At 44.9% G+C, this 26,061-nt stretch carries 24 protein-coding genes; 20 read left to right on the plus strand and 4 right to left on the minus strand.

Annotation, left to right across the window (positions count from 1 at the left end; translation table 11 throughout):
• Nucleotides 1-29 precede the first annotated feature (29 nt).
• The 4 genes from HQN88_RS18870 (at nt 30) to HQN88_RS18885 (ending at nt 4,797) form a co-directional block, all read left to right on the plus strand.
• Nucleotides 30-1,316, plus strand: coding sequence for a homoserine dehydrogenase (locus HQN88_RS18870; protein ID WP_056610385.1), 1,287 nt, complete (start codon nt 30-32; stop codon nt 1,314-1,316).
• 168 nt (nt 1,317-1,484) lie between these two features.
• Entirely contained in the window at nt 1,485-2,462 is a 978-nt protein-coding gene (thrB, locus tag HQN88_RS18875) for a homoserine kinase (protein ID WP_173115387.1), read from the plus strand.
• Nucleotides 2,459-3,325 (plus strand): prephenate dehydratase, encoded by an 867-nt coding sequence (gene pheA, locus HQN88_RS18880; protein WP_173115390.1) that lies wholly within the window; start codon nt 2,459-2,461, stop codon nt 3,323-3,325. Before thrB ends, pheA begins: the two co-directional genes overlap by 4 nt.
• A 200-nt stretch (nt 3,326-3,525) precedes the next feature.
• A complete protein-coding gene (locus HQN88_RS18885; protein WP_173115392.1) occupies nt 3,526-4,797 on the plus strand; it encodes a LysM peptidoglycan-binding domain-containing protein in 1,272 nt (423 codons plus the stop codon).
• 69 nt (nt 4,798-4,866) lie between these two features.
• Here the strand turns inward: HQN88_RS18885 and sigW are convergent, their stop codons facing one another.
• Complete coding sequence (gene sigW / locus HQN88_RS18890) at nt 4,867-5,478, minus strand: RNA polymerase sigma factor SigW (protein ID WP_056610392.1); 612 nt, start codon at nt 5,476-5,478, stop codon at nt 4,867-4,869.
• A gap of 561 nt (nt 5,479-6,039) precedes the next feature.
• On the opposite strand from sigW, the gene HQN88_RS18895 reads away from it, so the two are divergent.
• The 8 genes from HQN88_RS18895 (at nt 6,040) to yajC (ending at nt 13,982) form a co-directional block, all read left to right on the plus strand.
• Nucleotides 6,040-6,702, plus strand: a complete 663-nt coding sequence (locus HQN88_RS18895; RefSeq protein ID WP_274319645.1) for a BofC C-terminal domain-containing protein — start codon at nt 6,040-6,042, stop codon at nt 6,700-6,702.
• 133 nt (nt 6,703-6,835) lie between these two features.
• On the plus strand, nt 6,836-7,336 hold the full coding sequence (gene ruvC, locus HQN88_RS18900; protein WP_057311643.1) for a crossover junction endodeoxyribonuclease RuvC: 501 nt from the start codon (nt 6,836-6,838) through the stop codon (nt 7,334-7,336).
• Nucleotides 7,333-7,962 carry a Holliday junction branch migration protein RuvA gene (gene ruvA / locus HQN88_RS18905; protein WP_056610398.1) on the plus strand — a complete coding sequence of 210 codons (630 nt, stop codon included), beginning with the start codon at nt 7,333-7,335 and terminating at the stop codon, nt 7,960-7,962. Before ruvC ends, ruvA begins: the two co-directional genes overlap by 4 nt.
• 32 nt (nt 7,963-7,994) lie before the next feature.
• Nucleotides 7,995-9,002, plus strand: coding sequence for a Holliday junction branch migration DNA helicase RuvB (ruvB, locus tag HQN88_RS18910; RefSeq protein WP_057311645.1), 1,008 nt, complete (start codon nt 7,995-7,997; stop codon nt 9,000-9,002).
• 167 nt (nt 9,003-9,169) lie between these two features.
• Nucleotides 9,170-11,380 carry a SpoIID/LytB domain-containing protein gene (locus HQN88_RS18915; RefSeq protein ID WP_173115395.1) on the plus strand — a complete coding sequence of 737 codons (2,211 nt, stop codon included), beginning with the start codon at nt 9,170-9,172 and terminating at the stop codon, nt 11,378-11,380.
• 9 nt (nt 11,381-11,389) lie between these two features.
• Nucleotides 11,390-12,469: a tRNA preQ1(34) S-adenosylmethionine ribosyltransferase-isomerase QueA gene (gene queA / locus HQN88_RS18920; RefSeq protein ID WP_173115398.1), complete on the plus strand. Its 1,080-nt coding sequence runs from the start codon at nt 11,390-11,392 to the stop codon at nt 12,467-12,469.
• Between the two features lie 49 nt (nt 12,470-12,518).
• Nucleotides 12,519-13,658 (plus strand): tRNA guanosine(34) transglycosylase Tgt, encoded by a 1,140-nt coding sequence (gene tgt / locus HQN88_RS18925; protein ID WP_173115401.1) that lies wholly within the window; start codon nt 12,519-12,521, stop codon nt 13,656-13,658.
• A 15-nt stretch (nt 13,659-13,673) separates the two neighbouring features.
• Nucleotides 13,674-13,982, plus strand: a complete 309-nt coding sequence (gene yajC, locus HQN88_RS18930) for a preprotein translocase subunit YajC (RefSeq protein ID WP_173115404.1) — start codon at nt 13,674-13,676, stop codon at nt 13,980-13,982.
• A gap of 61 nt (nt 13,983-14,043) precedes the next feature.
• Here the strand turns inward: yajC and HQN88_RS18935 are convergent, their stop codons facing one another.
• Both HQN88_RS18935 and HQN88_RS18940 read right to left on the minus strand, forming a co-directional pair.
• Nucleotides 14,044-14,883: a phosphatase PAP2 family protein gene (locus HQN88_RS18935; RefSeq protein WP_173115407.1), complete on the minus strand. Its 840-nt coding sequence runs from the start codon at nt 14,881-14,883 to the stop codon at nt 14,044-14,046.
• Between the two features lie 96 nt (nt 14,884-14,979).
• The gene (locus HQN88_RS18940) at nt 14,980-15,360 is read right to left on the minus strand and encodes a TIGR04086 family membrane protein (protein WP_235549783.1); all 381 of its coding nucleotides are present in this window, start codon (nt 15,358-15,360) and stop codon (nt 14,980-14,982) included.
• A 181-nt stretch (nt 15,361-15,541) separates the two neighbouring features.
• Here HQN88_RS18940 and HQN88_RS18945 point away from each other — a divergent pair, with 181 nt between their 5' ends.
• Both HQN88_RS18945 and HQN88_RS18950 read left to right on the plus strand, forming a co-directional pair.
• Nucleotides 15,542-16,870: an ArsB/NhaD family transporter gene (locus HQN88_RS18945; RefSeq protein ID WP_173115410.1), complete on the plus strand. Its 1,329-nt coding sequence runs from the start codon at nt 15,542-15,544 to the stop codon at nt 16,868-16,870.
• 104 nt (nt 16,871-16,974) lie between these two features.
• Nucleotides 16,975-17,661, plus strand: a complete 687-nt coding sequence (locus HQN88_RS18950; RefSeq protein ID WP_173115413.1) for a DUF421 domain-containing protein — start codon at nt 16,975-16,977, stop codon at nt 17,659-17,661.
• A 14-nt stretch (nt 17,662-17,675) separates the two neighbouring features.
• Here the strand turns inward: HQN88_RS18950 and spoVB are convergent, their stop codons facing one another.
• Nucleotides 17,676-19,241, minus strand: coding sequence for a stage V sporulation protein B (gene spoVB / locus HQN88_RS18955; RefSeq protein WP_173115416.1), 1,566 nt, complete (start codon nt 19,239-19,241; stop codon nt 17,676-17,678).
• A 203-nt stretch (nt 19,242-19,444) separates the two neighbouring features.
• Here spoVB and HQN88_RS18960 point away from each other — a divergent pair, with 203 nt between their 5' ends.
• The 6 genes from HQN88_RS18960 (at nt 19,445) to HQN88_RS18985 (ending at nt 26,018) form a co-directional block, all read left to right on the plus strand.
• The gene (locus tag HQN88_RS18960; protein WP_246320325.1) at nt 19,445-19,729 is read left to right on the plus strand and encodes a post-transcriptional regulator; all 285 of its coding nucleotides are present in this window, start codon (nt 19,445-19,447) and stop codon (nt 19,727-19,729) included.
• Nucleotides 19,730-19,830: 101 nt separating this feature from the next.
• A complete protein-coding gene (gene secD, locus HQN88_RS18965) occupies nt 19,831-21,063 on the plus strand; it encodes a protein translocase subunit SecD (protein ID WP_173115670.1) in 1,233 nt (410 codons plus the stop codon).
• The gene (gene secF, locus HQN88_RS18970; RefSeq protein ID WP_173115419.1) at nt 21,053-21,979 is read left to right on the plus strand and encodes a protein translocase subunit SecF; all 927 of its coding nucleotides are present in this window, start codon (nt 21,053-21,055) and stop codon (nt 21,977-21,979) included. Before secD ends, secF begins: the two co-directional genes overlap by 11 nt.
• Nucleotides 21,980-22,044: 65 nt before the next feature.
• Nucleotides 22,045-22,995 carry a cation diffusion facilitator family transporter gene (locus tag HQN88_RS18975; protein WP_173115422.1) on the plus strand — a complete coding sequence of 317 codons (951 nt, stop codon included), beginning with the start codon at nt 22,045-22,047 and terminating at the stop codon, nt 22,993-22,995.
• A 66-nt stretch (nt 22,996-23,061) separates the two neighbouring features.
• Nucleotides 23,062-25,479 (plus strand): single-stranded-DNA-specific exonuclease RecJ, encoded by a 2,418-nt coding sequence (recJ, locus tag HQN88_RS18980; RefSeq protein WP_173115425.1) that lies wholly within the window; start codon nt 23,062-23,064, stop codon nt 25,477-25,479.
• Nucleotides 25,480-25,505: 26 nt separating this feature from the next.
• Nucleotides 25,506-26,018 (plus strand): adenine phosphoribosyltransferase, encoded by a 513-nt coding sequence (locus tag HQN88_RS18985; RefSeq protein WP_171632098.1) that lies wholly within the window; start codon nt 25,506-25,508, stop codon nt 26,016-26,018.
• Nucleotides 26,019-26,061 lie beyond the last annotated feature (43 nt).

The following is a 26,061-nucleotide window of genomic DNA, read 5'->3' on the forward strand; positions in this document are numbered from 1 at the left end:
GATTAGCATACAATTCAGGAGGTAATGAAATGAAACCCATCAAGGTTGGTTTACTAGGATTAGGAACTGTAGGAACAGGTGTCGTACGTATTGTTGAAGGTCATCAAGAAGATTTGCAACGTCAAACAGGTTCAGCTATCGAAATTGCAAAGATTCTTGTACAAGATAAATCCAAACATCGCAACATTTCTGTTGATGCAGATAAGCTTACAGAGAACGTCTGGGACGTCATTGGCGATAGTGACATCGATATCGTTGTTGAAGTAATGGGTGGCGTTGAAGCAACGAAAGCCCACATTCTAACAGCACTTGGGAACGGCAAACACATCATTACAGCGAATAAGGATCTTATGGCGATGCATGGGGCTGAAATTTTGGCTAAAGCCGCTGAAAATAACTGTGATGTTTTTTATGAGGCGAGTGTTGCAGGCGGGATTCCAATCATTCGTGCGCTTGTTGAAGGATTCTCCTCCGATCGCATTACGAAGATTATGGGGATTGTGAACGGCACGACGAACTACATTTTAACCAAAATGAGTCAAGAAGGCGCAGCATATGCTGATGTTTTGAAAGAAGCACAGGAATTAGGTTATGCAGAAGCAGACCCAACTTCAGATGTTGAGGGCTTAGATGCGGCTCGCAAAATGACAATCTTATCGACACTTGGTTTTCATGCCAATGTCGCATTGAGCGATGTGGAAGCGAAAGGTATTTCCAAGGTAACGAAGGAAGATATCCAGTACGGTAAAAAATTAGGGTATGAAGTAAAATTGCTGGGTATTGCTGAGAATCATGATGGCCATATCTCCGTCAGCGTTCAACCGACGATGGTCAAAAACTCGCATCCACTAGCTTCCGTAAATGGTGTATTCAATGCCGTTTATGTGACTGGTGAAGCGGTTGGTGAAACGATGTTCTACGGTGCAGGTGCAGGCGAACTTCCTACGGCAACATCCGTTGTAGCTGACTTAGTGGCTGTTGTACGCAACTTGAAATTAGGTATTAATGGGCGTACGGTACAAGCTCCTTACAAAGAGAAGAAGCTTAAGACGGACGAACAAATTGCTTCCAAAAACTTCATCTTACTCCATGTTGAAGACAAAGCCGGCGTTCTTGCTCAAATTACACAAATTTTCGCAGAGCATGAAGTTAGCTTGGAATCCGTCTTCCAACATCCGAATAAATCGAACCCGAAAGCTGAGATCATCATTATTACACATGATGCTAATCAAGCTAGCATGAAAAATGTATTGAATCAATTCGAATCCATGGACGTTATTCATGCGATTAAGAGTGTATATCGCGTAGAAGGCTAGAAATCGGTAACGCACTCGTCCTAGGAGGAGTGCGTTAGACGTTTATTTTAAATATAGGAATTCATATGTTTCACATAATTATTCGGGCTATATTTCTCCATAAAACGCTCCCGTCCCCGAAGGACGGCGTAGCCGTTTATTTTGAGTGAAGAGAGGCGCAATTTCGAAATGAGCTACAAGACAGAACAAAAGGTAAGGGTGAAAGTACCGGCAAGCACAGCGAATTTAGGTCCCGGCTTTGACTCCTTGGGGATGGCCTTGAACTTATATGCTTGGATTGATATGGCGATCTCTGATCAGACAAGAATTCAATTGATCGGCGATCAGATGAGTGGAATTCCTACGGATAAATCGAATTTAATCTATAAAGTAGCTCAAATGGTGTTTGATAAAGCTGGCGTCTCGCATCCAGAACTTGAGATTTCCATGTATAGTGAAATTCCACTTACACGTGGTTTAGGAAGCAGTGCTTCGGCAATTGTAGGGGCACTTGCTGGTGCGAACGCGCTTATTGGGAATCGATTCTCAACCTATGAGCTGTTTCAAATTGCTTCGCGGCTAGAGAAGCACCCTGATAATGTAGGTGCTAGTCTATATGGCGGCATTGTCGTTGCATTCTGGGACGAAGTGAGAGCAGAGTCCATACGGATTGAGCCCCATCATAATTTGGAGGTGTTGGTGGCGATTCCAGCTTTCCAGCTATCGACCGAAAAGGCGAGAGGGGTTATGCCGCAGCATGTAAGTATGAAGGATGCGGTGTTCAATCTTAGTCACTCCTCGTTACTTGTTGCTGCCTTAAGCACGGGGAACCTAGAGATGATACGTCTTGCAATGAAGGATAGATTGCATCAACCCTATCGCGCGGCACTTATCCCAGGTATGAAGACACTCTTGAATGAATGTGAAGACCATGGCGCGCTTGGTGTTGCTTTAAGTGGTGCGGGACCAACGATGTTAGCGCTAGTAGATGCACGCAGTGAGAAGAAGACGGAGCTAGAGGCATTTCTTCAAGGCACGTTGGCGAAGGAAGGCATAGAAGCCCAATTACTATGGTTGAAACCGAGCCAAGATGGTGTGACTACGAGCGTTCTTCAAAGCGGAGATGAGAGTCTTCTTTCATTAGTGGAAAATGAGGTGCTGGCATGAAGCGAGTTGCGATTCTTGGACCCAGTACGTTCTCGGAAGAAGCTACACGTCACTTTCTAGGTGAGAATTTTACGTATGTCTCCTATAAGTTAATCTCAGAGGTTTTCAATGCAACGGCATCGGGTGAAACCGATTTAAGCGTGATTCCAATTGAGAATACGCTAGAAGGCTCTGTACATCTCCATGTGGATTGGCTCGTTCATGAAGTCGATCTCCCGATTCGAGCAGAATGGGTATTTCCAATCGATATGAATCTCATTGGTTACCCGAATCCCGATGCAGAGGTTGACGGATTGAATCCATTTCGTCACATTCGGAAGGTACTCTCCCATCAAGTTGTGCCTGCACAATGCAATCAATTTATGAAGCAATATTTGCGTGAGGCCGAGTTTGAGCAAGTGAGCTCTACGGCTGAGGGAGTACGTATCGTCTCTACGCTTAAGGACCCGACGGTCGCTGCGATTGGGACAGCCATTGCCTCGACGAACTATGATGTGCCGATGCTGCGACGCGAGATTCAAGATCACAAGGATAACATGACTCGCTTCTTGCTTGTTGGTAAAGAAGCGTCGGAGTTGATGCCGTCGGAAGATATGAAGACGACGATTCTGGTTACCCTGCCAGATGATTATCCTGGTGCCTTGCACCAAGTGCTTTCGGCTTTTGCATGGCGAAGGATCAATCTTTCGAAGATTGAATCGAAGCCAACGAAGAAGAAGCTTGGCATTTATTATTTCTATATTGATATTGCGGGAACGATGGACTCTGTTCTTTTGCCTTCTGCTATTCAAGAGATCGAAGCTATTGGATGCCAGGTTCGAATTTTGGGCTGTTATCCAAGCTATCCTTATATTAGTTCTTAAGAGAAATCCCTTGCGTTTATGACGCGAGGGATTTTTTTTGTGCGACAGGGGCAAAAGCCTAGGAACGTGCATAAACTGTAATATCATGAGTGTGAATAAGCGAATGCTGACGCGGCCGAGTACATGGCGATTGAAAGAGAAACGCGAAGGAGATGCTTACGAAACCAGTTTTCTGACGAAAACTTTAAGGAGGTAGGGTTTTGAAAATCCATATTGTCAAAAAAGGCGATACCCTGTACGAGCTCGCAAAAAAATACAACACCACCCTAGACCAGATTATTGCACTTAATCCGCAAATAGCTAATCCGAATCAGATTGACATTGGGATGAAAGTGAAGATCCCATCTACACCTAAACCGGTAGATCCACCTGCATCTGACTTTGTTTATAAGCATGTTGTACAGCAAGGTGATAGTTTATGGAAGCTAGGAAAAGCCTGGGATGTGCCATTGCAAGCGATGATTAAAGCGAATGCACACCTAAAGAATCCAAATGTACTTATGACGGGTGATATTGTTTTTGTCCCCAAAATGCAGCATGGACATACGCACAGCAATCAGCATGGGGCGCATCACACGCACCACAATACATCAAAACTCAGCACAGAGCCGTTTGCTCCCATGCCTATAACTCAGCCCGTACCACCAACTGATGATTATCAACAGCCAATTATCGCGAGCCCGCAACCACCTGTCGTTGAAGCACCTCCGTTATCTACGGGGGAAACGGTTCCAGCTATGCCACAAGTAACGCAGCCGGCGCCGGTTATTCCAGCTCCAGTCATGGAAGATTATGGACTCCATCAACCCTATGGGCAAGCGGAACATCCGTTCCAACAATTTCATATTACAGCCACAGAAGTCTTTGCATACCCTGAGCAGCAGCATGAGGCCATGACGCTTCCGGCGTATCCACCTTATCAGGAAGAGCCTTGTGAGCAGCTTCCTACAATGGTAGCGCCAGTTACTGTGATGCATGAAGGTTGTGGGTGCGGGGGGCCTTCTGTGAATGAGCAACCTTGGATGAACTATCCAGCTCATTATGCGAATGTGCCTATGGGGAACCCTTGGGACAATGCGCCACAGGAAATGCAAACGATGCAAGCAATGCCTGCCTTTTATCCGCCACCGATGCCGTATGATCACCCGATGGCGCAGCATTATGCGTTCCAACATGATCCCTATGGGATTCCTTATGCGGGAGCAGGTCATCATGCTCCTTATGAAGAATCAACTTTGTTGCCGCAAGTTCATACTCATGAACTGAAGCAGGTTACGGATACAGTAGCGGAAATTGACATTGACATTCGTGATAAGCAAAAATCAGTTAAACCGAAAACGAATGGAAGTCGCTCAACACGAAAAGTGAAATTATCAGGAGCATCAGCGTTGAGTGCATTCTTACAGCAACAAGAAAGAGGCTTAGAGAAGCGGGAACCTAGCAAATCGAACGGTCCATGGATTAATTTCTAAGTTTCAAAAAAATAAGCCTCAAATCACGATCTATATCGTGGTTTGAGGCTTTTATATGTTGTAAAGGAATCAAGCGATCATGCCTAGTGTAAAGAAGGTCATTAAACCTATAACAAAATTCATTCCCCACTTTTTGCGAAGAAGCTCACGCCCCCGGTGCAAACGAGTTTTCACAGTCGTAATCGGCAGGTTCAGACGCTCACTAATTTCTTGAAGAGAAAGCTCCTCTAAATAGTACAGCGTAATAATACCTTTATATTTGTCTGCTAATTTGTTAATGGATGCGTGCATATGCTCTTGAATTTCGGTTTGAAGCACGGCATGTTCCGGCGATTGATCTTGACTGGCAAGCTTACTGTAGTAGCTGTAATCATCATCAAAATCATTTAGCTCCGCATCGAGAGATTGAACAGGCCGTTTTTTACGTAGCAAATCGATGGCAACATTTTTTCCGATCCGATAAATCCAGGTTGAGAAATTCTGGCTTTCATCAAAGTGGTTTAAATTCAAATAGACGCGGATAAAGGTTTCTTGCACAATATCCTCAGAATCAGGACGGTTATGCAGCATCTTAAACGCAAGCTTTTGTATTTTGCTACGATAGAGCTCGACTAACTCCACGAAAGCGTTGCGATCGCCTCGTCTGGATAATTGAATTAATTGAAGTTCTGCCACATTCATGATGTTTCCCTCCTTAGAGTTGTCGTTTAGAAAAAAGGTGTAGACCAGTCTCATCTGCTTATATCATATATATCGTCATTCCTGTATGCCTATGAGAGTTTTTATCTATCTTTGACTATATCATTTCTGTGGCTACAGTCAAATTCAAATGAGTGCGAGAGTACAATTATAACCAATTGTTACCGAAATCATGTAAGTTTCGTGACAATTTATAGGGATCTTTGACGAAGTCAAAGTCTCTCTGCTTTGGGATCTTTGACGAAGTCAAAGTCTCTCTGCTAGCTACGAGGACTTGGATTGGAATGGGAGACCGAGGTTGTATTCGTATTCGGGGGACCATTTCCAATCTTATGAATTTCGTTCCACAAAGCCACACTTCCCCATAATAAAACGACGCCGATAATTAGGAGAGTTGTGCGTTTAATTGGTTTTCTTCCGTTCATGGTAAATTCACCATCCGTCTTGATTGGTTTGCTTCTCTTCCTTCTCTTCTATGGTAAATGATGTATAGTGCTTCTTGCAAATGGAAACAATACGAAAAAACAAGAAGAAGGGGATAACGTGATTGTACATCGATTCTTGAAGCAATTGAAGAAAAGACTACGCTGGAAGCGAAGTTGGTTGACCTTAGGGATATTCGTTCTGGTTGTTATGGTTTCCTGGTCCGTATTTGATAATGATGCCCCCTACAATCCGAAAGTTGCCACTCGCACGACCATTGCTGGTATAACACCAGAAGAAGATGTACGACTTCAGGAAGCAACGAAATTGTTACAAACCATTTCGGATCGCAGAGAAAGCTATTTGCTCAAGTCCTATGTTTGTGGAGAAGAACGCAGTCAATTGGGTTCGCATACGTCACAAGAACTACTTTCACTGCAGAAACAACATCCTAGTTGGCAGGTAAGCATTCAAGAGACAGGCGAGGTTGTTTTTACGGAAAACATTGAAGATTTATCACCAGACTGCAAAGAAAGAGCAGTATTCGGGATAGACGGCAGCAGCAATTTGTCGTTATTCAATGGGACCCCTGCAAACAATCACATTATTCGCACCTTTTTCCAACTCAATATTCAGCAGTTAGAAAGCAGTTTACCAAGAGATACAGTGGCACAACTCCACGAAGGAATTCGAGTTACGGATATAGAGGAGTATAATAGCGTATTATCTACGTTCAGCGATTATGCCATAGAAGTTACGGAAGGTGCAATGTCACGTCCTTAGTTCAAACAATACCATAGAAAAAGCCTCAGAGATAGTTTCGGGAATTCCCGAGTCTATCTCTTTTTTTTGTTATCTGCTATAATGGAAATGACTACATATGTTCGCTTTTTTTAATAGATGGGAGAGAAATTTTTTGCGTATTCTAGGGATTGATCCAGGGATCGCGATCGTAGGCTTTGGCTTTATTGATAAAATCGGCAGTAAATTAGTTCCGGTACAATATGGTTCGATTCAAACGGAAGCACACACGGATCCAGGTATCCGGTTGAAGGATGTCTATGACGCTACAGTACAATTGATAGAGAAATATAAACCAGATGTGATGTCCATTGAGAAACTATTTTTTAATCGAAATGTAACAACGGCATTCACTGTAGGCCAAGCGCGAGGCGTAATGATCCTTGCGGGCGTGCAGGCTGGGTTGCCAATTGCTGAATATACACCACTTCAAGTCAAACAAGCTGTAGTAGGTTATGGGAATGCCGAGAAGAGGCAAGTGCAAGAAATGGTTAAGATTTTGTTGAAGTTGTCCCAAATACCGAAACCAGATGATGTCGCTGATGCGCTGGCTATCGCTATTTGTCATGCCCATTCCTCCGCACTCCAATCTAGAATAAACGAGGTCAAACGATGATAGATTTCTTACGAGGTAAAGTTGCTCTGCGTGAAAGTGATTATGCGGTTCTCGATGTGAATGGCGTGGGCTATCGTGTTTTTTGCCCGAATCCTTATGCGCTTTCGCATAAAGAGAATGAGGATGTCACCATGTTCATTCATTATCATGTAAGAGAAGATGCTCATCTTCTGTTTGGCTTTATTACGCGCGATGAACAGTCGTTATTCCGTTTATTGCTGGATGTCAGCGGTATTGGTCCCAAAGTAGCGCTCGGCATACTAGCAGCAGGTGGAAGACCGGAAGCGGTCATACTTGCGATAAGCCAAGAGAATTTGGCGTTTCTGACAAAGCTTCCTGGTATCGGCAAGAAAACAGCCCAACGAATTATTCTAGACTTGAAAGATAAGCTAGGCTCTGTGAGTTTCTCAAGTCCAGAGGCTGCTGTCGCATTAAGTGTTGTCGGATCGGCACAATTAACTGAAGGCGGGCTGCCTTGGAGCGAAGCGAAGGAAGCCTTGATGACACTTGGCTATACGGAGGCAGAAGTCGATCGTGCATGGCTGCAAGTGAAGCCAAAAGCGGGACCATCGGATTCAGTTGATGTGCTGGTAAAGCTTGCTTTACAAGCTTTATTCACCATGTAAGGAACTGAACGTGCAAAGGAAGGAGGGACACCATGGACAATGATCGGATCATATCGGCTAATTTTATGATGGAAGACAATGTGGTCGAGTATAGTCTGCGTCCACGTTTTTTGGCTGAATATATCGGCCAGAAACAGGCGAAGGAGAACCTCAAGATCTATATTGAAGCAGCGAAAATGAGGAAAGAAGCCCTCGATCATGTACTTCTATATGGGCCGCCTGGACTCGGTAAAACTACACTATCCAACATTATCGCCAATGAACTTGGCGTGAATATTCGTACAACCTCCGGGCCAGCTATTGAGCGGCCGGGGGATCTGGCAGCCATCCTGACGAATTTGCAGGAGGGGGATGTGCTCTTCATCGATGAGATTCACCGACTCCACCGGACGGTGGAAGAGGTACTGTACCCAGCGATGGAGGATTTTGCCCTTGATATTATTATCGGCAAGGGGCCAAGCGCACGCTCTGTGCGTCTCGACTTGCCGCCATTTACCTTAATCGGCGCCACGACACGCGTTGGGCTGCTCTCTGCGCCTCTGCGCGACCGTTTTGGTGTCGTCAGTCGGTTGGAGTTCTACACGGTCGACGAGCTTAGCTACATCGTCAGCCGGACAGCCGACATCTTACAGGTCGGCATCGTTGGTGATGCTGCACGCGAGATCGGGATGCGTTCGCGCGGGACTCCGCGTATTGCGAACCGATTGCTGAAGCGTGTGCGTGATTTTGCGCAGGTGAGAGGCGACGGGATCATCACCATGGAGCTTGCTAAGGAGTCGCTAAGACTCCTGCAAGTGGACGATCTGGGATTGGATGAAATTGACCATAAGATGCTGCGTGCGATTATACAGAGCTTCCAAGGAGGCCCTGTCGGGCTTGAAACGATCGCTGCAACCATCGGTGAGGAAAGCCAAACCATTGAAGATGTCTATGAGCCGTATCTGCTTCAAATTGGTTTTATGCAGCGTACACCTAGAGGACGAATTGTGACGCCGCAAGCGTACCACCACCTTGGATTACCTGTACCAGAGCAACGATAAATCAGTTATAAAGCAGCCTTCAGGAAATGACAATTGTAAGCTTTTGCCGCTGCTGGAAGGGCGGGCAAGAGCTTTTTTTGTCTTTTTTCAGCGGAAAAACAAAACTTCTGTCTCTTGCTAGAGTCTACATTACTAGATGATAGCGTAAGAAAGGATACGATACCTTTATGTTTGGAAGACATCAGCTAGTTAACCCAAAGCGTATTGCCATCATAACGGCAGCAGCATTAACGTTTACAGCCAGTTTATATGGAGGATCCGAAGCGAATGCCGATGGGATTAAGCATTTGGATCAGATTCGTGTTGCCCTTGTCATTAATGCGACCAAATATAAAAAGATAGAACCGCTAGTTTCACTCTCATCCCCAGGTGGATTCGAAATTGGTGTACGTGGTATAGCGAACACGGCGGCGAAGACATGGGCTTCCATTTCAGATGCTACGATTCGGATGTCACTAGATCAATACAGTACGATGATGCTAGAAACGCCAGACTACACGACGGCTAGGACCTTGAACGGCAAACTGGCAATAATGCCAGAGGAAAGTTTCGTGTTAAGTCGTAGTAAGCTGGGTACAATGGTGTACCAAGTGTATTACGGGAATCTGCCTACGAAGGGTGAAGCCGAAATCGCAGCAGCGCAAGCCTTAAAGGACCCAGCGGTAGCGGCATTGACGAAATCAGCCTCTCCTGTGCCTAGCGGTCCCCTCCATTTGAGTGCGGGAACGTATGACTCAGAGGCAGCAGCCCAGCAGCAAATCGCCGTGTACACGGGGGCTGGTGTCCAAGCTGAGCTGGTTTTACAGGAGAATGGGGCTGGCAATGTGGCCTACAGTGTCTGGTTAGGGAGCGAAGCAACGGATGCCAAGCTTGAGCTCGTAAAGCAAGCTGCTTTGAAAGCTGCACCTAATACGCCTATCCAACCAGCCAATACGAAATCGGCCTACTTGATTCGCAGATCAGATGTAACAAGCTCGGTCAGTCCTACTGTTGCTGTAGCCCATTATGTGACAGCTGTCGGAGAGCAGAAAACCGTGATACATGCTAAGAAACAGGGTATCGCGGTGAAAGAACGCATGGACCGCAAATTCCGTGGTGATATGGAAGTAAGCACATATCACGATCGACTGGCGTTGGTCAATGAACTTCCGATGGATCAGTATTTATATGGGGTAATTGGCGCAGAGCTTAACTCGCAATGGCCAGCAGAAGCACTGAAAGCACAAGCTGTAGCGGCACGTACTTATGCAATCGTTCAAGGAAACAAGTATGAGATTGCGCAAGTTACAGATACAACGCTTGAACAGGCGTACTATGGCTTGGACAAAGAATTTACAGCTGGTAACCTAGCGGTTGATGCGACGAAGGATGAAGTGATTAAGAATGCGCGAGGCTTGATATCACCCGTGTTTGCTTCTAATGCGGGAGGAATAACAGCAGATTCTACGGAGGCTTGGGGCAACTCAGTTGATTATTTACGTAGTGTGGCTAGCCCAGATGAAGGGGCTGAACAGGGAAAAGCTCTCTGGTATCAGATTCAACTGACAGACGGCCGAGTCGGTTTTGTACATAGCATGTATGTGAAAGATAGTGGGCAAAAGGACAAGTCGGGTAAAGCAATCTACGAAGCAACAGAGTCAGATGTCAACGTACGGTTAGCACCATATGTGGATAACGTAGCGAATCCTGGCATAGCTAAACTGGCAACCAAGGAGAAAGTCGTCATTCTTGGCCAAGAAAGAGAATCGAATGCCTACTCATGGATACGAGGCCCTTATACCTTAAGTGAAATCAAGAGTAAGCTTGAAGCGGCTAAGATTCCCATCAACGGTGAATTGACTTCACTGGAAGTTTCCAAGAGAGGACCGTCAGGTCGAGCGATTGAGTTGAAAGCGAACGGTGTTGTCGTCAAAGTGGATAATCCTGACGCTATTCGGGGCGTACTGGGTGGTTTGCCGAGCACGCTGTTTGAAATAGAAGGAGCAGGCAGTTATACTGATACTAGCTCACCTGTTTCAAGCGGTGGGAGCATTGCGATCGTGAGCGGCTCAGGCGTGGTTTCGAGCCATTCACAATCGGACAGTGTGTATGTGTTAGCCGGGAAACAAACACAGCCAACAGCTGTGAAGAAAACGGATTTAATGACGCTAAGCAGCACAGGGCTGAGTAAGCCTGTTATAACGGGGACAGGGTCATCAGGCATCCCAACTAAGGGGTCAACTGCCCTACAGGGAAATCAAATTATTTTCCGGGGAAAAGGTTTTGGCCATGGCGTAGGCATGTCGCAATGGGGTGCAAAAGGCTTTGCAGAGAAGGGCTACGATTACAAAAAAATACTTCAGACGTACTTTACTGGGGTCAACATAACGAAGGAATGAATAACTAACATGGAAGTACAAGCATTTGATTTTGAATTACCAGAATCCTTGATTGCCCAGACGCCGCTGCTAGAGCGCACGGCGTCTAGATTGCTTACACTGAATAAAGAAACTGGCGAAACCGCTCATCGCACATTTGAAGATTTGATAGCCTATGTAGAAGCCGGGGATTTACTCGTGATGAATGATACACGAGTCATTCCAGCACGGCTCTTTGGTATGAAGAAAGACACGGGTGCAAAAGTAGAACTATTGCTGCTTAAGCCGCTCGGCGAGGATCGTTGGGAAGCACTGGTTAAGCCAGGGAAACGCATGCAGCTCGGGGCAATTGCGGTATTCGGCACGGCAGGTGACGAGGGTGGCGAACCGCTACTAACTGCGGAAGTCGTTGAAGTTGGCGACATGGGTGCGCGTATTCTGCAATTCCGTTATACGGGGATTTTCAATGAAATCCTGGATCGATTAGGTGAGATGCCGCTTCCGCCTTATATTAAGGAGCAGTTATCAGAGCGGGAACGTTATCAAACCGTCTATGCGAAGCATGAAGGATCATCTGCCGCGCCAACGGCAGGGCTGCACTTTACGGCAGAATACTTGGAGAAATTGAAGGATAAAGGTGTCCGGCTCGCCTTCGTGACTCTGCACGTTGGTCTAGGCACTTTCCGCCCAGTATCCGTAGATAAGATCGAAGATCACCAGATGCATGCTGAATTTTACATTTTATCCGAAGAAACAGCTGCATTAATTAATGAGACGAAGGCAGCGGGGAAACGTGTTATTGCTGTCGGTACGACATCTGCGCGAACGTTGGAGACAGCAGCAGGACTCAGCCGCGAGCAACCAGGGTATCAAGAAGGCGAACCTTTACGCATTCAGCCCTCCCAAGGCTGGACGTCCATTTTCATTTATCCTGGTTACACATTTGGTGTCGTAGATGTGTTGTTAACGAATTTTCACCTGCCCAAGTCAACATTGCTTATGCTCATTAGTGCACTGGCTGGTAAGGCGAATATTATGCGGGCCTACGAAGAAGCTGTGAAGGAAGAGTACCGATTTTTCAGCTTCGGGGATGCCATGTTGATTTATTAAATCATTCGATTGAACAAGAAAAGCAAGCTTAGAATAGGAAGTGGATATCATGACAGCAGCAGTAACGTATGAATCGATTAAAACCTGCAAACAATCCGGCGCTCGCTTAGGGCGCGTTCACACGCCGCACGGCGTTATCGAAACGCCAGCGTTCATGCCTGTAGGCACACAAGCAACTGTGAAGACAATGAGTCCAGAAGAATTGAAAACGATGGACGCTCAAATTATTTTAAGCAACACGTATCATCTATTCATTCGACCTGGCCATGAGATTGTGAAAGAAGCTGGCGGGCTGCACAAGTTCATGAATTGGGATCGTCCAATCCTGACGGACAGTGGTGGATTTCAAGTTTTTAGCCTAAGCAATATGCGTAAAATTACAGAGGAAGGCGTCACATTCAAATCGCATTTGAATGGTGATAAGTTATTCCTGTCTCCAGAGAAGGCGATGGAAATCCAGAACGCACTTGGTTCTGACATCATGATGGCCTTCGACGAATGTCCGCCGTTTCCAGCGGAGTACGAATACGTGAAGAAATCCCTGGAGCGTACAACGCGGTGGGCGGAGCGCTGTCTGCAAAGTCATGCGAGACCTCAGGATCAAGGCTTGTTTGCCATCATCCAAGGCGGTATGCATGAGGATCTACGCAAGCTGAGCGCAGAGCAGTTGACTTCCATGGATTTCCCGGGGTATGCTATTGGTGGACTGAGTGTAGGTGAGCCTAAGCACTTGATGTATGAAGTGCTAGATTACACGACACCACTTATGCCTGCGAATAAGCCCCGTTATTTGATGGGGGTTGGCTCGCCGGACGCATTGATTGAAGGCGCTATCCGAGGCATTGATATGTTTGATTGTGTATTGCCGACGCGGATTGCTAGAAACGGGACTTGTATGACAAGCTCAGGTCGTCTAGTTATTAGAAATGCGAAATATGCAACGGACTTCGGCCCGCTTGATGCCAAATGTTCTTGTTATACATGTACGAATTACAGTCGCGCCTATATTCGACATCTCATCAAAGCAGATGAAACATTCGGGATTCGCTTGACGACGATTCATAACCTTCACTTTCTACTACAGCTTATGCGTGAAGTTAGAGAAGCTATTAAGGAAGATCGATTACTTGATTTCCGCGATACCTTCTTTGCCGCTTACGGGCTGAATGATAATGAAAGAGGATTCTAAGAGAGGAGGATACCTATGTTTCTAGCTGAAGAAGGTACTACTGGTGCAGTAGGATATTTGTATACATACGGACCTTTAGTGCTTATGTTCGTAGTTCTGTACTTCTTACTTATTCGTCCACAGCAAAAAAGACAGAAAACACGTAGTCAAATGCTCGGAGGATTGAAAAAAGGGGATAAGGTTGTTACGATTGGCGGACTTCATGGCACGATTTTAGAAATCACAGATGACATTTGTGTACTTCGTGTCAACGATGTAACCAAATTGACATTTGATCGTTCCGCGGTTAACGCAGTTGCACAAACGCCTGCTACTAAGGAATAAGTTAACAAAAAGCGAGGTCCTATAATAGGCTCTCGCTTTTTATTTGCAATTATACTTGAAATTAATATTCGTTATTCTTTACCGGGCGTTTGAGGAGTGCACGCTCACCAAGGATAAGACGACCTTCGGCAATGCGCAGACCCATTCGAGCAGCTACTACACCGAGTACGACACCAGCACACATATCGGATAACCAGTGGATACCTAGATAGAAGATTGTGAAAATAATAAAGGCTGCTGAGCAAGGAACGAAAATTTTCCAAAACATATTCCGGCTTTTTACTGCGATGACGGCCATTGAAACGGATATGGATGTGTGTAAACTTGGGAAGCAATTGTCGAGTCCAGATAAGGGTCTATAATCTTGCTCGAAAGTTGGGAACACATCTAAGATTAGAAGATCTACTTTAGGGTGGAAGAACCAAACTTCATTCACTGGGAAAAAGAGATAAAACGGAATGGCGATCATATAATTGAACATCAACGCATAACAGACGGCATAGAAAAGTTTATGATTCTTCTGATATGTGTAAATAGCAATGGAAGTAATCATAATCGATGGGAAAATAATGACATAGAAATAACTACATACGACCGTAAGAATATCATTATGAAAAATGTTCTGGATTGTTGCTACAAAGTCACCCTCAATGCCATAGATCGACTTCGTGAAATCGGCTTTGTATTGCATGCCTTTCTCAATCGCCATCTCCATCTTGTTAAACATGAGAATCATCATCAATGCGATGAAATGAAAAAGGAACTTGCGTGAAGTGAATATTTCATGAACTAAGCTGCTGGCAATGGTGTATGGGCTCTTTCGCGTTGCAATAATTACAAAAGCGAAAATTGTTAGTACAATATAAACTGTCGCATGCGTCATAGATTGAAAAGGGCTCAAGTTGTATCCCCCTATATATTGGAAGTTTTGTGCGGCAATAACTATGACATTATACCACATTCAACGGGGGGGAAGTGCAATCTTCACGGAAAAGACTTATTTCTGAGTATTTACACCAAGTATGCCACCGAGCGCCCCAGATGCGAATAAAATGCCAAGTAATTGTAGGGACTGAAGATTCAATCCTGCATCGAATGCCAGAAAACCGACTAAGAAAATGAGAATGAAATAGAAGACGCCGACCATGCCTCCGTGATACCAGCCGCGGTTACCGGCCCGTTTGCCTGAAACCCATCCTCCGATAAATAAGGAGACCGCGTGGATGATGGTTGTTAATGTGTGTAAGGAGCTTTCTTGTGTGCTGGTTAAAAGCAAAAACAAGGAGGTCACAATGGTTCCAATGGTCATCATACTAAATGAATAGACGAGTCCTGAAAATAATGGCGATGTTATTCGAACCTGACTGACCGTTTTCATAGGGTTCACAGGCATCATTCCTTTCCTATATTCGAACGCTTCATTATCATCATTGTATGGCCAAGCACATAGAATTAGTACAAACTATTTAAAGCGTATGCTGCAGATAGCGAGTTTTGTTGCTGCAATACTCCGCTTCGAATGCGTGAGCTAATCAATCCTTTTAGGAGTGTGATTATTTATGACTGAATTCTCTCAAGGTCCCGTAATGTGGCAAGCAGTAGCGGCGCTGATCATTTTTGCAGTTGCTTACGTTTGTATATTGATTGAAAAATGGGATCGTATGTATACCGCGCTTGGTGGGGCGTGTTTGATGCTGATTTTAGGCATTGTGCCACTTCAAAAAGCACTAACAACCTATGCGAATTGGCCGATTCTAATCTATCTCGTGAGCCTTTTCATCCTATCGGGCCTTTTTCAGAAAACAGGCATTATATCGTATATCGTAAGTTCAATTGTTCGAAAATATCGCATGCGGGCACTAACAGTTATCGTTAGTCTTTCGCTGCTAGCCGCGCTGATCTCTGCACTCTTGGATAGTTTAATGGCTGTTGTTGTCATTGTTCCTTTCATCATAATTGCGTCCAGAAAAATGAGGTTACTACCGGCTCCATTTCTAATATCGATGTTATTATCCGTACATATTGGCGGTGCAGCAACGATTATGGGGAATATACCTAGCCGTATGCTTGGAGCGTCAGGGCATATTACAGCAGGGCAAATGTTCATTAAGTTGTTTCCGTTGATCTGCTTGTTACTTGCTGTCGTTTATCTCATTATGTGGTTGCTCTATCGCAAACGCTTGGTTGCGGCTGAAGCACACATGCGTGAACTGCTTAGCTTAAAGCCAAGCTCCTATTTATCTCCTAATCGGGCGTTCGTTATGGGAAGCAGCATCATTACAGGGTTAACCTTAATCACTTTATGCCTTCATGGTGTACTAGCATGGAACCCAGCTTACATTGCAGCCTCGGGGGCTATTGCTTTACTTGCCATGAATTACAAAGATATTTTTGAGGTAATTAAAAACAAGGATTATGGTGCGGTATGGCATCACCAGAGAGAAACACAATGGCTCTTTTTCTTGGGACTATTCATTATGGTCGGGGGCTTAACGTATGCAGGTTTTTCTGGTTTCATCGCAAATCGTGGACTAGAGCTAAGCCAAGGCAGCATCCCGTTTCTATCCATTCTATTGTTATGGTTGAATAGTTTTGGTACAGCGATGATGGATAATATCCCCTTCATAACTGCGATGATTCCGATTGTTGATGGGATGGAGCAGCTCATCGAGACGTCAACTCAGCCGATGTGGTGGGCATTGATCGTCGGAAGCGGGATAGGAAGCGGTGTGACATTAGTGAGCTCAATTGCGAGCTTATACGCGGCATCTTTTACCTATCATGATGGCGTGAAGTTAAAACAAAGTGAGTACGTGGCGGTTGCTGCGCCGATTTGTTTCTTGTTGCTGTTGATTTCTACGTTATACTTCAAATTATTCTTGTTGTAATTGCCAACAATTGAATACGTAATATCTGCATGATGAGGTGCGTACGCGGTCAGAATACCAGTGAACTCCGAGAACAAGCTAGAGCTTAGATCAGGGAGGTTGCGATGGATATTCTGACCATTTTTTTGCGTACGGTGCTTATCTATTTTGTTGTTTTTCTCATGCTTCGTATTATGGGGAAACGTGAAATTGGTAAGCTTTCGCTTTTCGATCTTGTTATTTCGATCATGATTGCGGAAATTGCCGTATTCGTGCTTGAGGACGTGAAGAAGCCTCTTATGTCTGGGATTTTACCTATGGGGACACTGGTGCTTATTCAAGTTATCATTGCCTATATTACGTTAAAAAGCCGCACCATTCGTGTGCTTTTCGACGGTAAACCGAGTGTGCTCATCAATAAGGGAATGATTGATCGAAATGAAATGAAGAAGCATCGTTACAATCTGGATGATCTGATGCTGCAATTAAGACAAAATAAAATTATGAACGTGGCGGATGTGGAATTTGCGATTTTGGAACCTTCGGGGAAGTTGAGTGTAGTTGAGAAAGACAAAAATGACAAAGAGACAGAGACGGTAGTAACGAAATCAAATAACGCGATACGTTACGAGGGCTTGCCGCTGCCTCTTATCATGGATGGTAAAGTGCAAGATGATAACCTTGAGAAAATCGGTCAAACGAGGTTTTGGTTGAAAAACCAGCTCCAAGAAAAAGGAGCACGGGATTTCAAAGAAATCTTTTATTGCTCAATTGATCATCGCGGCAGAATGTTTCTTGATCGTAAGAGGTGAGTCTGCGCTATGATTCAACGTATTATTTTTTTGCCCATATTCATGAGTCGACTGATATCTTTAAGAGAGATGAGTCGGAATACCGTGATGAAAAAGATATAGGAAAAGAGCCCTAGCAATAAGGAGGAGAGGAATCGTATCCAAGTCGCGGACACCCAAGGCGTGTACATGATGAAATAACAAACAACACCTGAGAGAAGCATGGCAGCGCCAATTTTCCCGAAACTGCTGCCTTCCATACGAAATTTGAGCAGTCGAACGACACTATTCCAGTGCAGCAGTGTAACCAAAACGATATTCACATTGATGGCGAATACGGCGCCGTGTATGCCCATTTCAGGCTTACTAGCCAACCAATAGATTAAGAATAACTTGACCGTTGCCCCAATTAAGGTGTTAATTAGAGCAGCTCCAGGCTTATTTAAGGCTTGTAAAGCAGATTGCAGCGGTGCTTGAAAATAAATGAATATCGCGATAGGTGCCATCATCTTAAGCATGACACTAACATCAGGCTGATTGTACAGATATTTGCAAATTGGTTCAGCGAGTACGAACATCAATACCGAGAACGGAGCACCTGTCACTAAAGCGAGCTTTAAGGATTGATGCAAACGCATGTGGATGGTCTTGAGGTCTTTGCGAGCAGCAGCTTCACTTAATGAGGGAATCAAAGAAACAGATAATGACATGGTCAGCGCACTCGGCAGAAGGATAATGGGAATGATCATACCTTGTAATGCGCCGTACTGAGCAGTTGCAAGTGATGTGGTAATGCCTGCGATCGCTAAGCTTTGAGCAATTAAGATCGACTCCAGTAAGTAGGAGCTGGCACCAATGAGTTTACTGCCTGTGATCGGAATTGAGATACGTAAGATTCTGCGCAAATTGGAGAGTCGCCCCGTCGTTTTCTTCGTGCCGATTTGAGCAAGCGGCGACTTGGAGGCAGCTTTTTTGTCCCATCTGAAATGAATGGCTAATAGGGCTAGTCCGCCAATTTCGCCTGCCAAAACGCCAATCATCGCACCTGCCGCCGCATATTCGATGCCATAAGGGATCATCATATAGGAACAGATGAGAACCATGACAATACGAATCAACGTTTCCATAATTTGCGAAGTGGCGGTAGGGATCATATTTTGTCTGCCTTGAAAATAACCACGATATACAGCAGAGACGCCGATAATGGGAATCATGGGGCTCATACATAGGAAAGTATAGTAAACGCGGGAATCTGTCAGTAAATGAGACGTGATCCATGATGCTCCTACAAGGCAGATAAATGTAAAAATGAAGCTAAGCGATAAGGTGATCGCTAAAGAAATGCGCAGAATGCTGCAAATCCGGGTCTCATTTTGCTCTGCCTCTGCTTCTGCGATCAGTTTAGCGATAGCAACGGGAATACCGCCGGTAATAATAGTTAAAATAACGGATAGGAATGGCCAGCCCATTTGATAAATACCAATGCCTTCAGCACCGATCACGCGCGGTAAAGTCATTCGGGGTATGAAGCCAAGTATGCGATTCAAAATGCCTGCGGCGAGCAGGATCATTGTACCTCTAATAAACGACTGCTTGGTCACTGCCATACCCTCTTCCGATAATGTCATACCTATGACTATGCGCGAGCTGTCCAAGCTCATGCTAAGATTTTATGGAGGAGTGCGTAATTGGCAGGAAATTCCGAGGTGGCCATCGAATTGTATGACATACAGGTAAAATGAATGCCTAAGCTTATGCTTACGTAGATAGTTTTGTTCCAGCAAAACTTTTAGGAGGATCCCCCATGAATGACGCACAGGATAACGGAAGTGAAGAAGAGCATCCAGGTATGTCGGATGTAGAACTGAATGAAATCATTGAAAGCTTGTGTTTAAGCAAGGTTGAGGAATTTATTCTGCTCGGGTACGAGCACGTTACTGGCAAGGATATATGGGATTGTGTAAGCGATAAATATCGCAAAACAGGGTTGCCCTCTCTCCATCAAATCGTAAATGACATTTTGTCCCTCAAATCTACAGCGTTTATGAACTGGATGACGATTAGTATGTATAGAGGAGCCCAATTCTAAGAATGGGCTTATTTTTTGCGTGAAACGACTTAAATTGACTCGTTTTTCAGACCTGAGTATAATAGGCATATTGAGTATTGAAGGGAGACTAGCAACAGATGCTGGATTGGAAAAGAATTTCGTTCTTTTTTCTAACGGTCGTCATTGTTCTGGGTGCAGTTGGAGTTACGAGCCCTGGATTAGTAGACCGTATTAAGCTTGGATTGGATTTAAAAGGCGGGTTTGAAATATTATACACCGCAGAGCCGCTTACGGCTGGACAACCTCTAACGAAGGAAACGCTTACGGAAGCAGCACAAAGCCTTGCTAAACGTGCGGATTCACTTGGTGTTGCTGAGCCTGAGGTATATCCAGAGGGATCAGATCGTATCCGTGTTCGTCTTGCTGGTGTTGAGAACGAGGAAGAAGTTCGTACCTTGATGTCCAAACCTTCTGTATTGACGTTCAGAGGACCAGACGGCACTGTGTACATGAACGGCACTGACTTCGTTGAGAACGCTGCGAAACTAAGCTACGATCCGAATACGAAGCAACCGATTGTTGAGATCAAAATGAAGAGCAGAGAAAAATTCAAAGAAGTAACGACGAAGCTGGTAGGCAGCACGTTGTCTATTTATTTGGATGATGTTGTACAATCTACGGCGTCGGTCAATTTCCCAATTGATAGTGACTCCGCGATCATTACACAAACAAACGTTGCTGAAGCTACTAAAGTAGCGAAGATGATTAATTTGGGGGCTATGCCACTCAAATTAACAGAGAAATACATACAGCGTGTTGATGCTACATTAGGTAAAGCTTCCTTGCATGAGACAGCAAGAGCAGGCTTAATTGCATCGATCTTAATCTTCTTGTTCATGGTGATTTACTACCGTGTTCCAGGTCTAGTAGCGGCATTCACTTTGATTACGTATGTTTGGGTATTACTCGCGATCTTCGACTTTATGAATGCCACGTTGACGTTGCCTGGTATTGCTGCCCTTGTATTAGGTGCAGGGATGGCCGTCGATGCGAACATTATCACATACGAAAGAATTCGCGAAGAAATCCGTGCAGGCAAGAGTATCCTTTCCTCCTTGAAAGCAGGGACGAAGCATTCCTTCCGTACGATTATGGATGCGAACGTAACGAATTTAATCGCGGGTATCGTGTTGTATTATGTAGGTAACGGTGCTATTCGCGGTTTCGCAGTTATTACGATGATGAGTATTATTATCAGTATCTTAACGAACGTGTTGTTCTCCAGATGGCTGCTACATCTTATTATCCGGGGTAATTTGCTGAAAAAGCCAAGTTATTTCGGTGTGAAGGAGGCAGACATCCGTGGACTCTAAACAAAAGTTTGACTTTGTAAAAAATCGCAATAAATTTTTCATCATATCGGCTGCAGTTCTTATCATTGGGTTAGTTGTTATGTTAACCTCAGGCATGAATTTCGGTGTCGATTTCAAAGCAGGAACGAATATTGACCTTGTTGTCGGCAAACAGTTGGACAGCGCAAAGGTTGAAGAAATTTTACATGGTTTGAACACGAGCGGCGATGTGAAATCGAAATATGCGGATCCTACAATCGGCGGTAATAATAGTGATCGTGTATCGATTCGTTTCGATGACGTTCTCGATGATGCGACAGTCGACAAGATCCAAAAAGCTTTTGCCACAACGTACAGCGCAGAAGTTTCAAAGGAAATCAATACGGTTGATCCACAGCTTGCTAAAGAGTTATTGATGAAAGCCGTGTATGCCGTTGCCATTTCAAGCGTATTGATCTGCTTGTATGTGAGTATCCGTTTTGAATGGCGTTTTGCATTGGCTGCAATTATCGCTATTCTGCATGATGCGTTCATCGTTATCGCGATGTTTGCCATTTTCCGCTTTGAAGTGAACCTTCCTTTCCTTGCGGCTGTATTGACAACGATCGGTTATTCCATTAATGACAAGATCGTTATCTTTGACCGGATTCGTGAGAATCTGCGTTTCGCTAAACTGAAGACAGATGCTGATCTCGTTGCTCTCGTTAACGACAGTATCTGGCAAACGATGGCACGTAACATCAATACCGTACTCGTCGTCTTAATCGCAGCAGGCTGTTTGTATCTGTTCGGAAGCGAGTCCATCAAGTTGTTCGCCTTGGCTAAGTTAATTGGTCTTACGAGCGGTGCTTATTCGTCAGTCTTCATCGCATGTTCCTTGTGGTATTTGTTCAAAAGAAACTCCTTATCACGTTCTAAAAAGAAAGTTGCAGCGTAATAACCATAATAACCGGCCGCGTGATTGTTGCGCGGCCTTTGTATCCGTTCAGGGGGAATGTCCACGTGAATGATGAGGGTTTTCGTAAGACAGAATACGCGCTGTGGTCAGCTCTACTCGTGCTCACCATATTGGCTTGTTCGATGGGGATAGTTGGCATTAGAGCACATAGTAATTCTCTGATCGCGGCTGCGGCGCAGTCGGCAGCAGGAATTTGTATAGTAGCTGCTGCCATTACTAGAGTAAGGACGATGAGAGTGCAGCTTGCTGGAGCTTCTTTCCGGGGATTGGAACCACAAATTTCAGTGAGTTCCCTTTTATTCATTGTCTTGATCTTATTGATTGGTGCTGAATTAGCCGTCATATCGGTTAAATCCTTGATCAACCAGGTCGAGTACGAAGCAAGTTTAGTGACTTTTGCTGTTCTTGTTATTTCGCTGCTTGCGAAGGAAGGAATGTTTTACTTCTTAAGTAAGCGGGGCATGCAGCTAGGAACTGAGGAATTTATTGCCAATGCACGAAGACGTCGTTCCGATATATACTCTTCTTTTGTGGTCATTGTAGGTGTCCTCTCGACGATGTTGGCTCAAGCGCTCGGATTTAACGCATTTACTTATGTAGACACATTTGCCGGACTCATCGTTGCACTTTTTATAGGTAAAATGGGATTCTCGTTAGTCAATAAAACCATATCAACGCCAACAGAAAAAGTTCTTCACCAGGAAGAGGCAGCTGATTATGTGAAAGCTATTCAGAAGATTCATGGTGTGATTACGGTTGACGAATTGAACGCAAGAGAACATGGGCATTATGTTGTCATTGAAATGACGATCAGTGTGAATCCTAGGCTCTCTGTTTGGGAAGGGCACGAGGTGTCTAAGAAGATTAAACAGCAGCTGATGAAGCAATATCATCATGTAACGCATGTATACATACATGTGAATCCTTACGATGCAGGTTATCCCTATAAGCAGGCAGATGTGGAAGCAAGTGAGTTGCCATCTGTTTTGCACTAAATCATTGTTTTCGAAGATTATGTACCGTGAAATTTTCATAGGAAAACACCAAGGAGGAGCCACCAAGTGCTAGCACCGAAGGCAAGATGGAACATTGGAAACGCGGATGAGGCGCTTGTTGAAGAATTTGTTCGTGAGCTGCAGTTGGATCCCTTGGTAGCCCGTATTCTAGTTCTTCGAGATATTCGCAGCGTGTCTGAGGCCCAACAATTTATGCAAGGCGGCGTGGGTGATTACCATGATCCCTATTTGTTAGATGGGATGCTGCCAGCTGTCGAGCGTATTCGCAAAGCCCTGCTCAATAATGAATTCATTCGTATTTACGGCGATTATGATGCAGATGGGGTTAGCAGTACATCCTTAATGGCGCATTTGTTAAAAGGGTTAGGAGCGCATTTCGATACTTATATTCCTCATAGGATTCGTGAAGGCTATGGTTTGAATCGTGCTGCAATGGACTTGGCTAAGGAACAAGGTGTCCAGTTGCTTATCACCGTGGATACGGGAATAAGTGCCGTTCAAGAAATTGCCTATTGCAATGAAATTGGTTTAGATGTCATAGTGACGGATCATCATGAACCGCCAGAAGAGCTGCCTGATGCCTTAGCTGTGATTAATCCTAAGAAACCTGGCTGTCCGTATCCCTACAAGCTATTAGCAGGTGTAGGTGTGGCATTTAAGCTTGCACATGCGCTTCTGGAGCGGTTTCCAGAGGAACTTCTTGAGTTCGCTGCGCTTGGAACAGTTGCCGACCTTATGCCCCTCACAGGTGAGAATCGGTTGCTTGTGAAGATGGGCCTCGCACGTATGCAGGATTCCAGCTATGTTGGATTTCGTTCGCTGATTGGTGTATCTGGCATTGAACGGAAAGAGATTACAGCTGGCCATATCGGTTTCTCGCTCGCTCCCAAAATTAATGCGAGTGGTCGCTTAGAAGCGGCTGACATTGCCGTCAAGCTGTTGACCACATCAGATGAAAAAGAAGCGGAGCAAATTGCCTTCGAATTGGATATGCTGAATAAAGAGCGTCAACAAATCGTTGAGGATATGGTCCAAGAAGCGTTTGCGATGGCTGAGGAACAGCGAGCGAAGGGCTTGGATAAAGTCATTGTCGTAGCGAAAGAAAACTGGAATGTGGGTGTCGTTGGGATTGTAGCCTCCAAGATTGTAGAGAAATTCTATCGACCTACGCTTGTGCTAAGTATTGACCCGCAGAAGGGCATGGCCAAAGGCTCTGCACGTTCGATTGCAGGCTTTGATTTGCATAAGGCATTGACGGCTTGTAAGGACCTGCTGGACCACTACGGTGGTCATCAAGCAGCGGCAGGGATGAGCTTAGATAGCGGCCATCTGGAAGCTTTCGCACTTCGCCTAAATGAGCTTGCAGCGGCAACGTTGACAGAGCAGGACTACGTACCCGTCTTACGGGTAGATAATGCGTGCAACCTAGCGGATGTCCCAATTGCAAGCATAGAGGGCCTAGAATTACTGGCACCATTCGGAATGGGCAACCCTTCGCCTAAGTTTATGTTTACGGATTTAGGACTTGAAGATATTCGAACCATGGGCAAAGAAAAACAGCACCTGAAGCTGGGACTTTCTCAAGCTAAGGATGAAGTTAGCTGTACGGTAGAAGCCGTGGGCTTTGGCAAAGGTAGTTTAGCTGCGTTAATTGCCCCTTCGGCCAAGGTGGATGTCTTAGGGGAACTCTCCATTAATGAGTGGAATGGGGTTAGAAAGCCACAGATCATCATGCAGGATCTGCGAATCCCACACACGCAGGTATTTGATTGGCGTGGAACGGGACAATTGCACTTGAAGCTTGCAGCACTTACGAGTAATCTCTCAGCGGGGCCGGCAGCACCACAGCGCTCACCCGGAATCGTGCTTTTCGATGAAGCGGATGCAGCGTTGTATCAAGCAGTAGCTGCACAAGTCGGACATCATGTGCCGTATTGGATCGTGCAAGATGACGGTGAAGTAAGGCCAGCTAACGAGGCAGCGATCGGGGTTGCTTTCGACGAACTGCAAGATGTCATTCTGTACACGTTGCCTCGTCGTATTGATAGTTTGAAATCGGTACTTCAGCAAGCGACGGGGATGATGCGCTGCTACCCTGTATTTGCCGAACTAGGGCAGGACAGCGGCAATACGTTGCCTTCAAGGGATATGTTCAAGATGCTCTATGGTACCTTGCAGAAGGAGAAATCACTTCAGCTGCAAGATACGAGGATAATGACATCTTTCAGTAAGCGTTCGGGATTATCACTCGGAATGATTCATTTTATTTTATCTGTTTTTGAGGAATTAGAATTTGTCGTAAAACATGATAATATGGTTACATTGAGTGCCACACCTGCCAAAAGAGATTTAACCACATCACGATTGTACCAGCATCGATTGCATCGTCAAGAAGTTGAAGCCATTGTTATGTATTCTTCAGCGAAAGAGCTGGAGCAATGGATCGCTGATAACATAAAATAAACAGAGTTTACATTGGAGGAAATCATATGAATTTCAAAGATTATATTCGCGTTATCCCGGATTATCCGCAGCCAGGCATTCGTTTCAAAGATATCACAACGCTGCTGCAGAATGGTCCTGTGTACAAAGAAGCTATCGAGCAATTAAAACAACTCATTCAAGACAAAGAAATTGATGTCATTGCAGGTCCGGAAGCGCGTGGATTTGTCATTGGTGCTCCACTGGCAACAGCACTCGGCGTGGGCTTTATTCCCATTCGTAAAAGCGGTAAATTACCTGGTGAAACGATCGAAGCGGATTATGCACTTGAGTATGGTAAAGATAAGCTGGCTATGCATAAGGATGCCATTAAGCCTGGACAGAAAGTACTTATTGCGGATGACTTACTTGCAACAGGCGGAACGATTCAAACGTCCGTTGATTTGATCAAACAGCTAGGTGGAGAAATCGTCGGAGCTGCTTTCTTAATCGAGCTTACGTATTTGGATGGCCGCAGCAAATTCGAAGGTTTTGATGTCGTTTCACTTGTTCAATATTAAGACAGGGTTGGAGAATCGAATGTTCGTTATTCGATTCTCTTTT

The sequence above is a fragment of the Paenibacillus qinlingensis genome, from assembly GCF_013204845.1.
Lineage (GTDB): Bacteria > Bacillota > Bacilli > Paenibacillales > NBRC-103111 > Paenibacillus_E > Paenibacillus_E qinlingensis.

What these genes read in the sequence shown, in the direction of transcription:
- pheA (WP_173115390.1), top strand. Translation starts at nt 2,459, where the DNA reads ATGAAGCGAGTTGCGATTCTTGGACCCAGTACGTTCTCGGAAGAAGCT.
- HQN88_RS18950 (WP_173115413.1), top strand. Translation starts at nt 16,975, where the DNA reads ATGGATATTCTGACCATTTTTTTGCGTACGGTGCTTATCTATTTTGTT.
- HQN88_RS18985 (WP_171632098.1), top strand. Translation starts at nt 25,506, where the DNA reads ATGAATTTCAAAGATTATATTCGCGTTATCCCGGATTATCCGCAGCCA.
- HQN88_RS18960 (WP_246320325.1), top strand. Translation starts at nt 19,445, where the DNA reads ATGAATGACGCACAGGATAACGGAAGTGAAGAAGAGCATCCAGGTATG.
- HQN88_RS18940 (WP_235549783.1), bottom strand. Translation starts at nt 15,360, where the DNA reads ATGAAAACGGTCAGTCAGGTTCGAATAACATCGCCATTATTTTCAGGA.
- ruvB (WP_057311645.1), top strand. Translation starts at nt 7,995, where the DNA reads ATGGACAATGATCGGATCATATCGGCTAATTTTATGATGGAAGACAAT.
- HQN88_RS18945 (WP_173115410.1), top strand. Translation starts at nt 15,542, where the DNA reads ATGACTGAATTCTCTCAAGGTCCCGTAATGTGGCAAGCAGTAGCGGCG.
- yajC (WP_173115404.1), top strand. Translation starts at nt 13,674, where the DNA reads ATGTTTCTAGCTGAAGAAGGTACTACTGGTGCAGTAGGATATTTGTAT.
- queA (WP_173115398.1), top strand. Translation starts at nt 11,390, where the DNA reads ATGGAAGTACAAGCATTTGATTTTGAATTACCAGAATCCTTGATTGCC.
- thrB (WP_173115387.1), top strand. Translation starts at nt 1,485, where the DNA reads ATGAGCTACAAGACAGAACAAAAGGTAAGGGTGAAAGTACCGGCAAGC.
- HQN88_RS18915 (WP_173115395.1), top strand. Translation starts at nt 9,170, where the DNA reads ATGTTTGGAAGACATCAGCTAGTTAACCCAAAGCGTATTGCCATCATA.
- ruvA (WP_056610398.1), top strand. Translation starts at nt 7,333, where the DNA reads ATGATAGATTTCTTACGAGGTAAAGTTGCTCTGCGTGAAAGTGATTAT.
- sigW (WP_056610392.1), bottom strand. Translation starts at nt 5,478, where the DNA reads ATGAATGTGGCAGAACTTCAATTAATTCAATTATCCAGACGAGGCGAT.
- HQN88_RS18870 (WP_056610385.1), top strand. Translation starts at nt 30, where the DNA reads ATGAAACCCATCAAGGTTGGTTTACTAGGATTAGGAACTGTAGGAACA.
- tgt (WP_173115401.1), top strand. Translation starts at nt 12,519, where the DNA reads ATGACAGCAGCAGTAACGTATGAATCGATTAAAACCTGCAAACAATCC.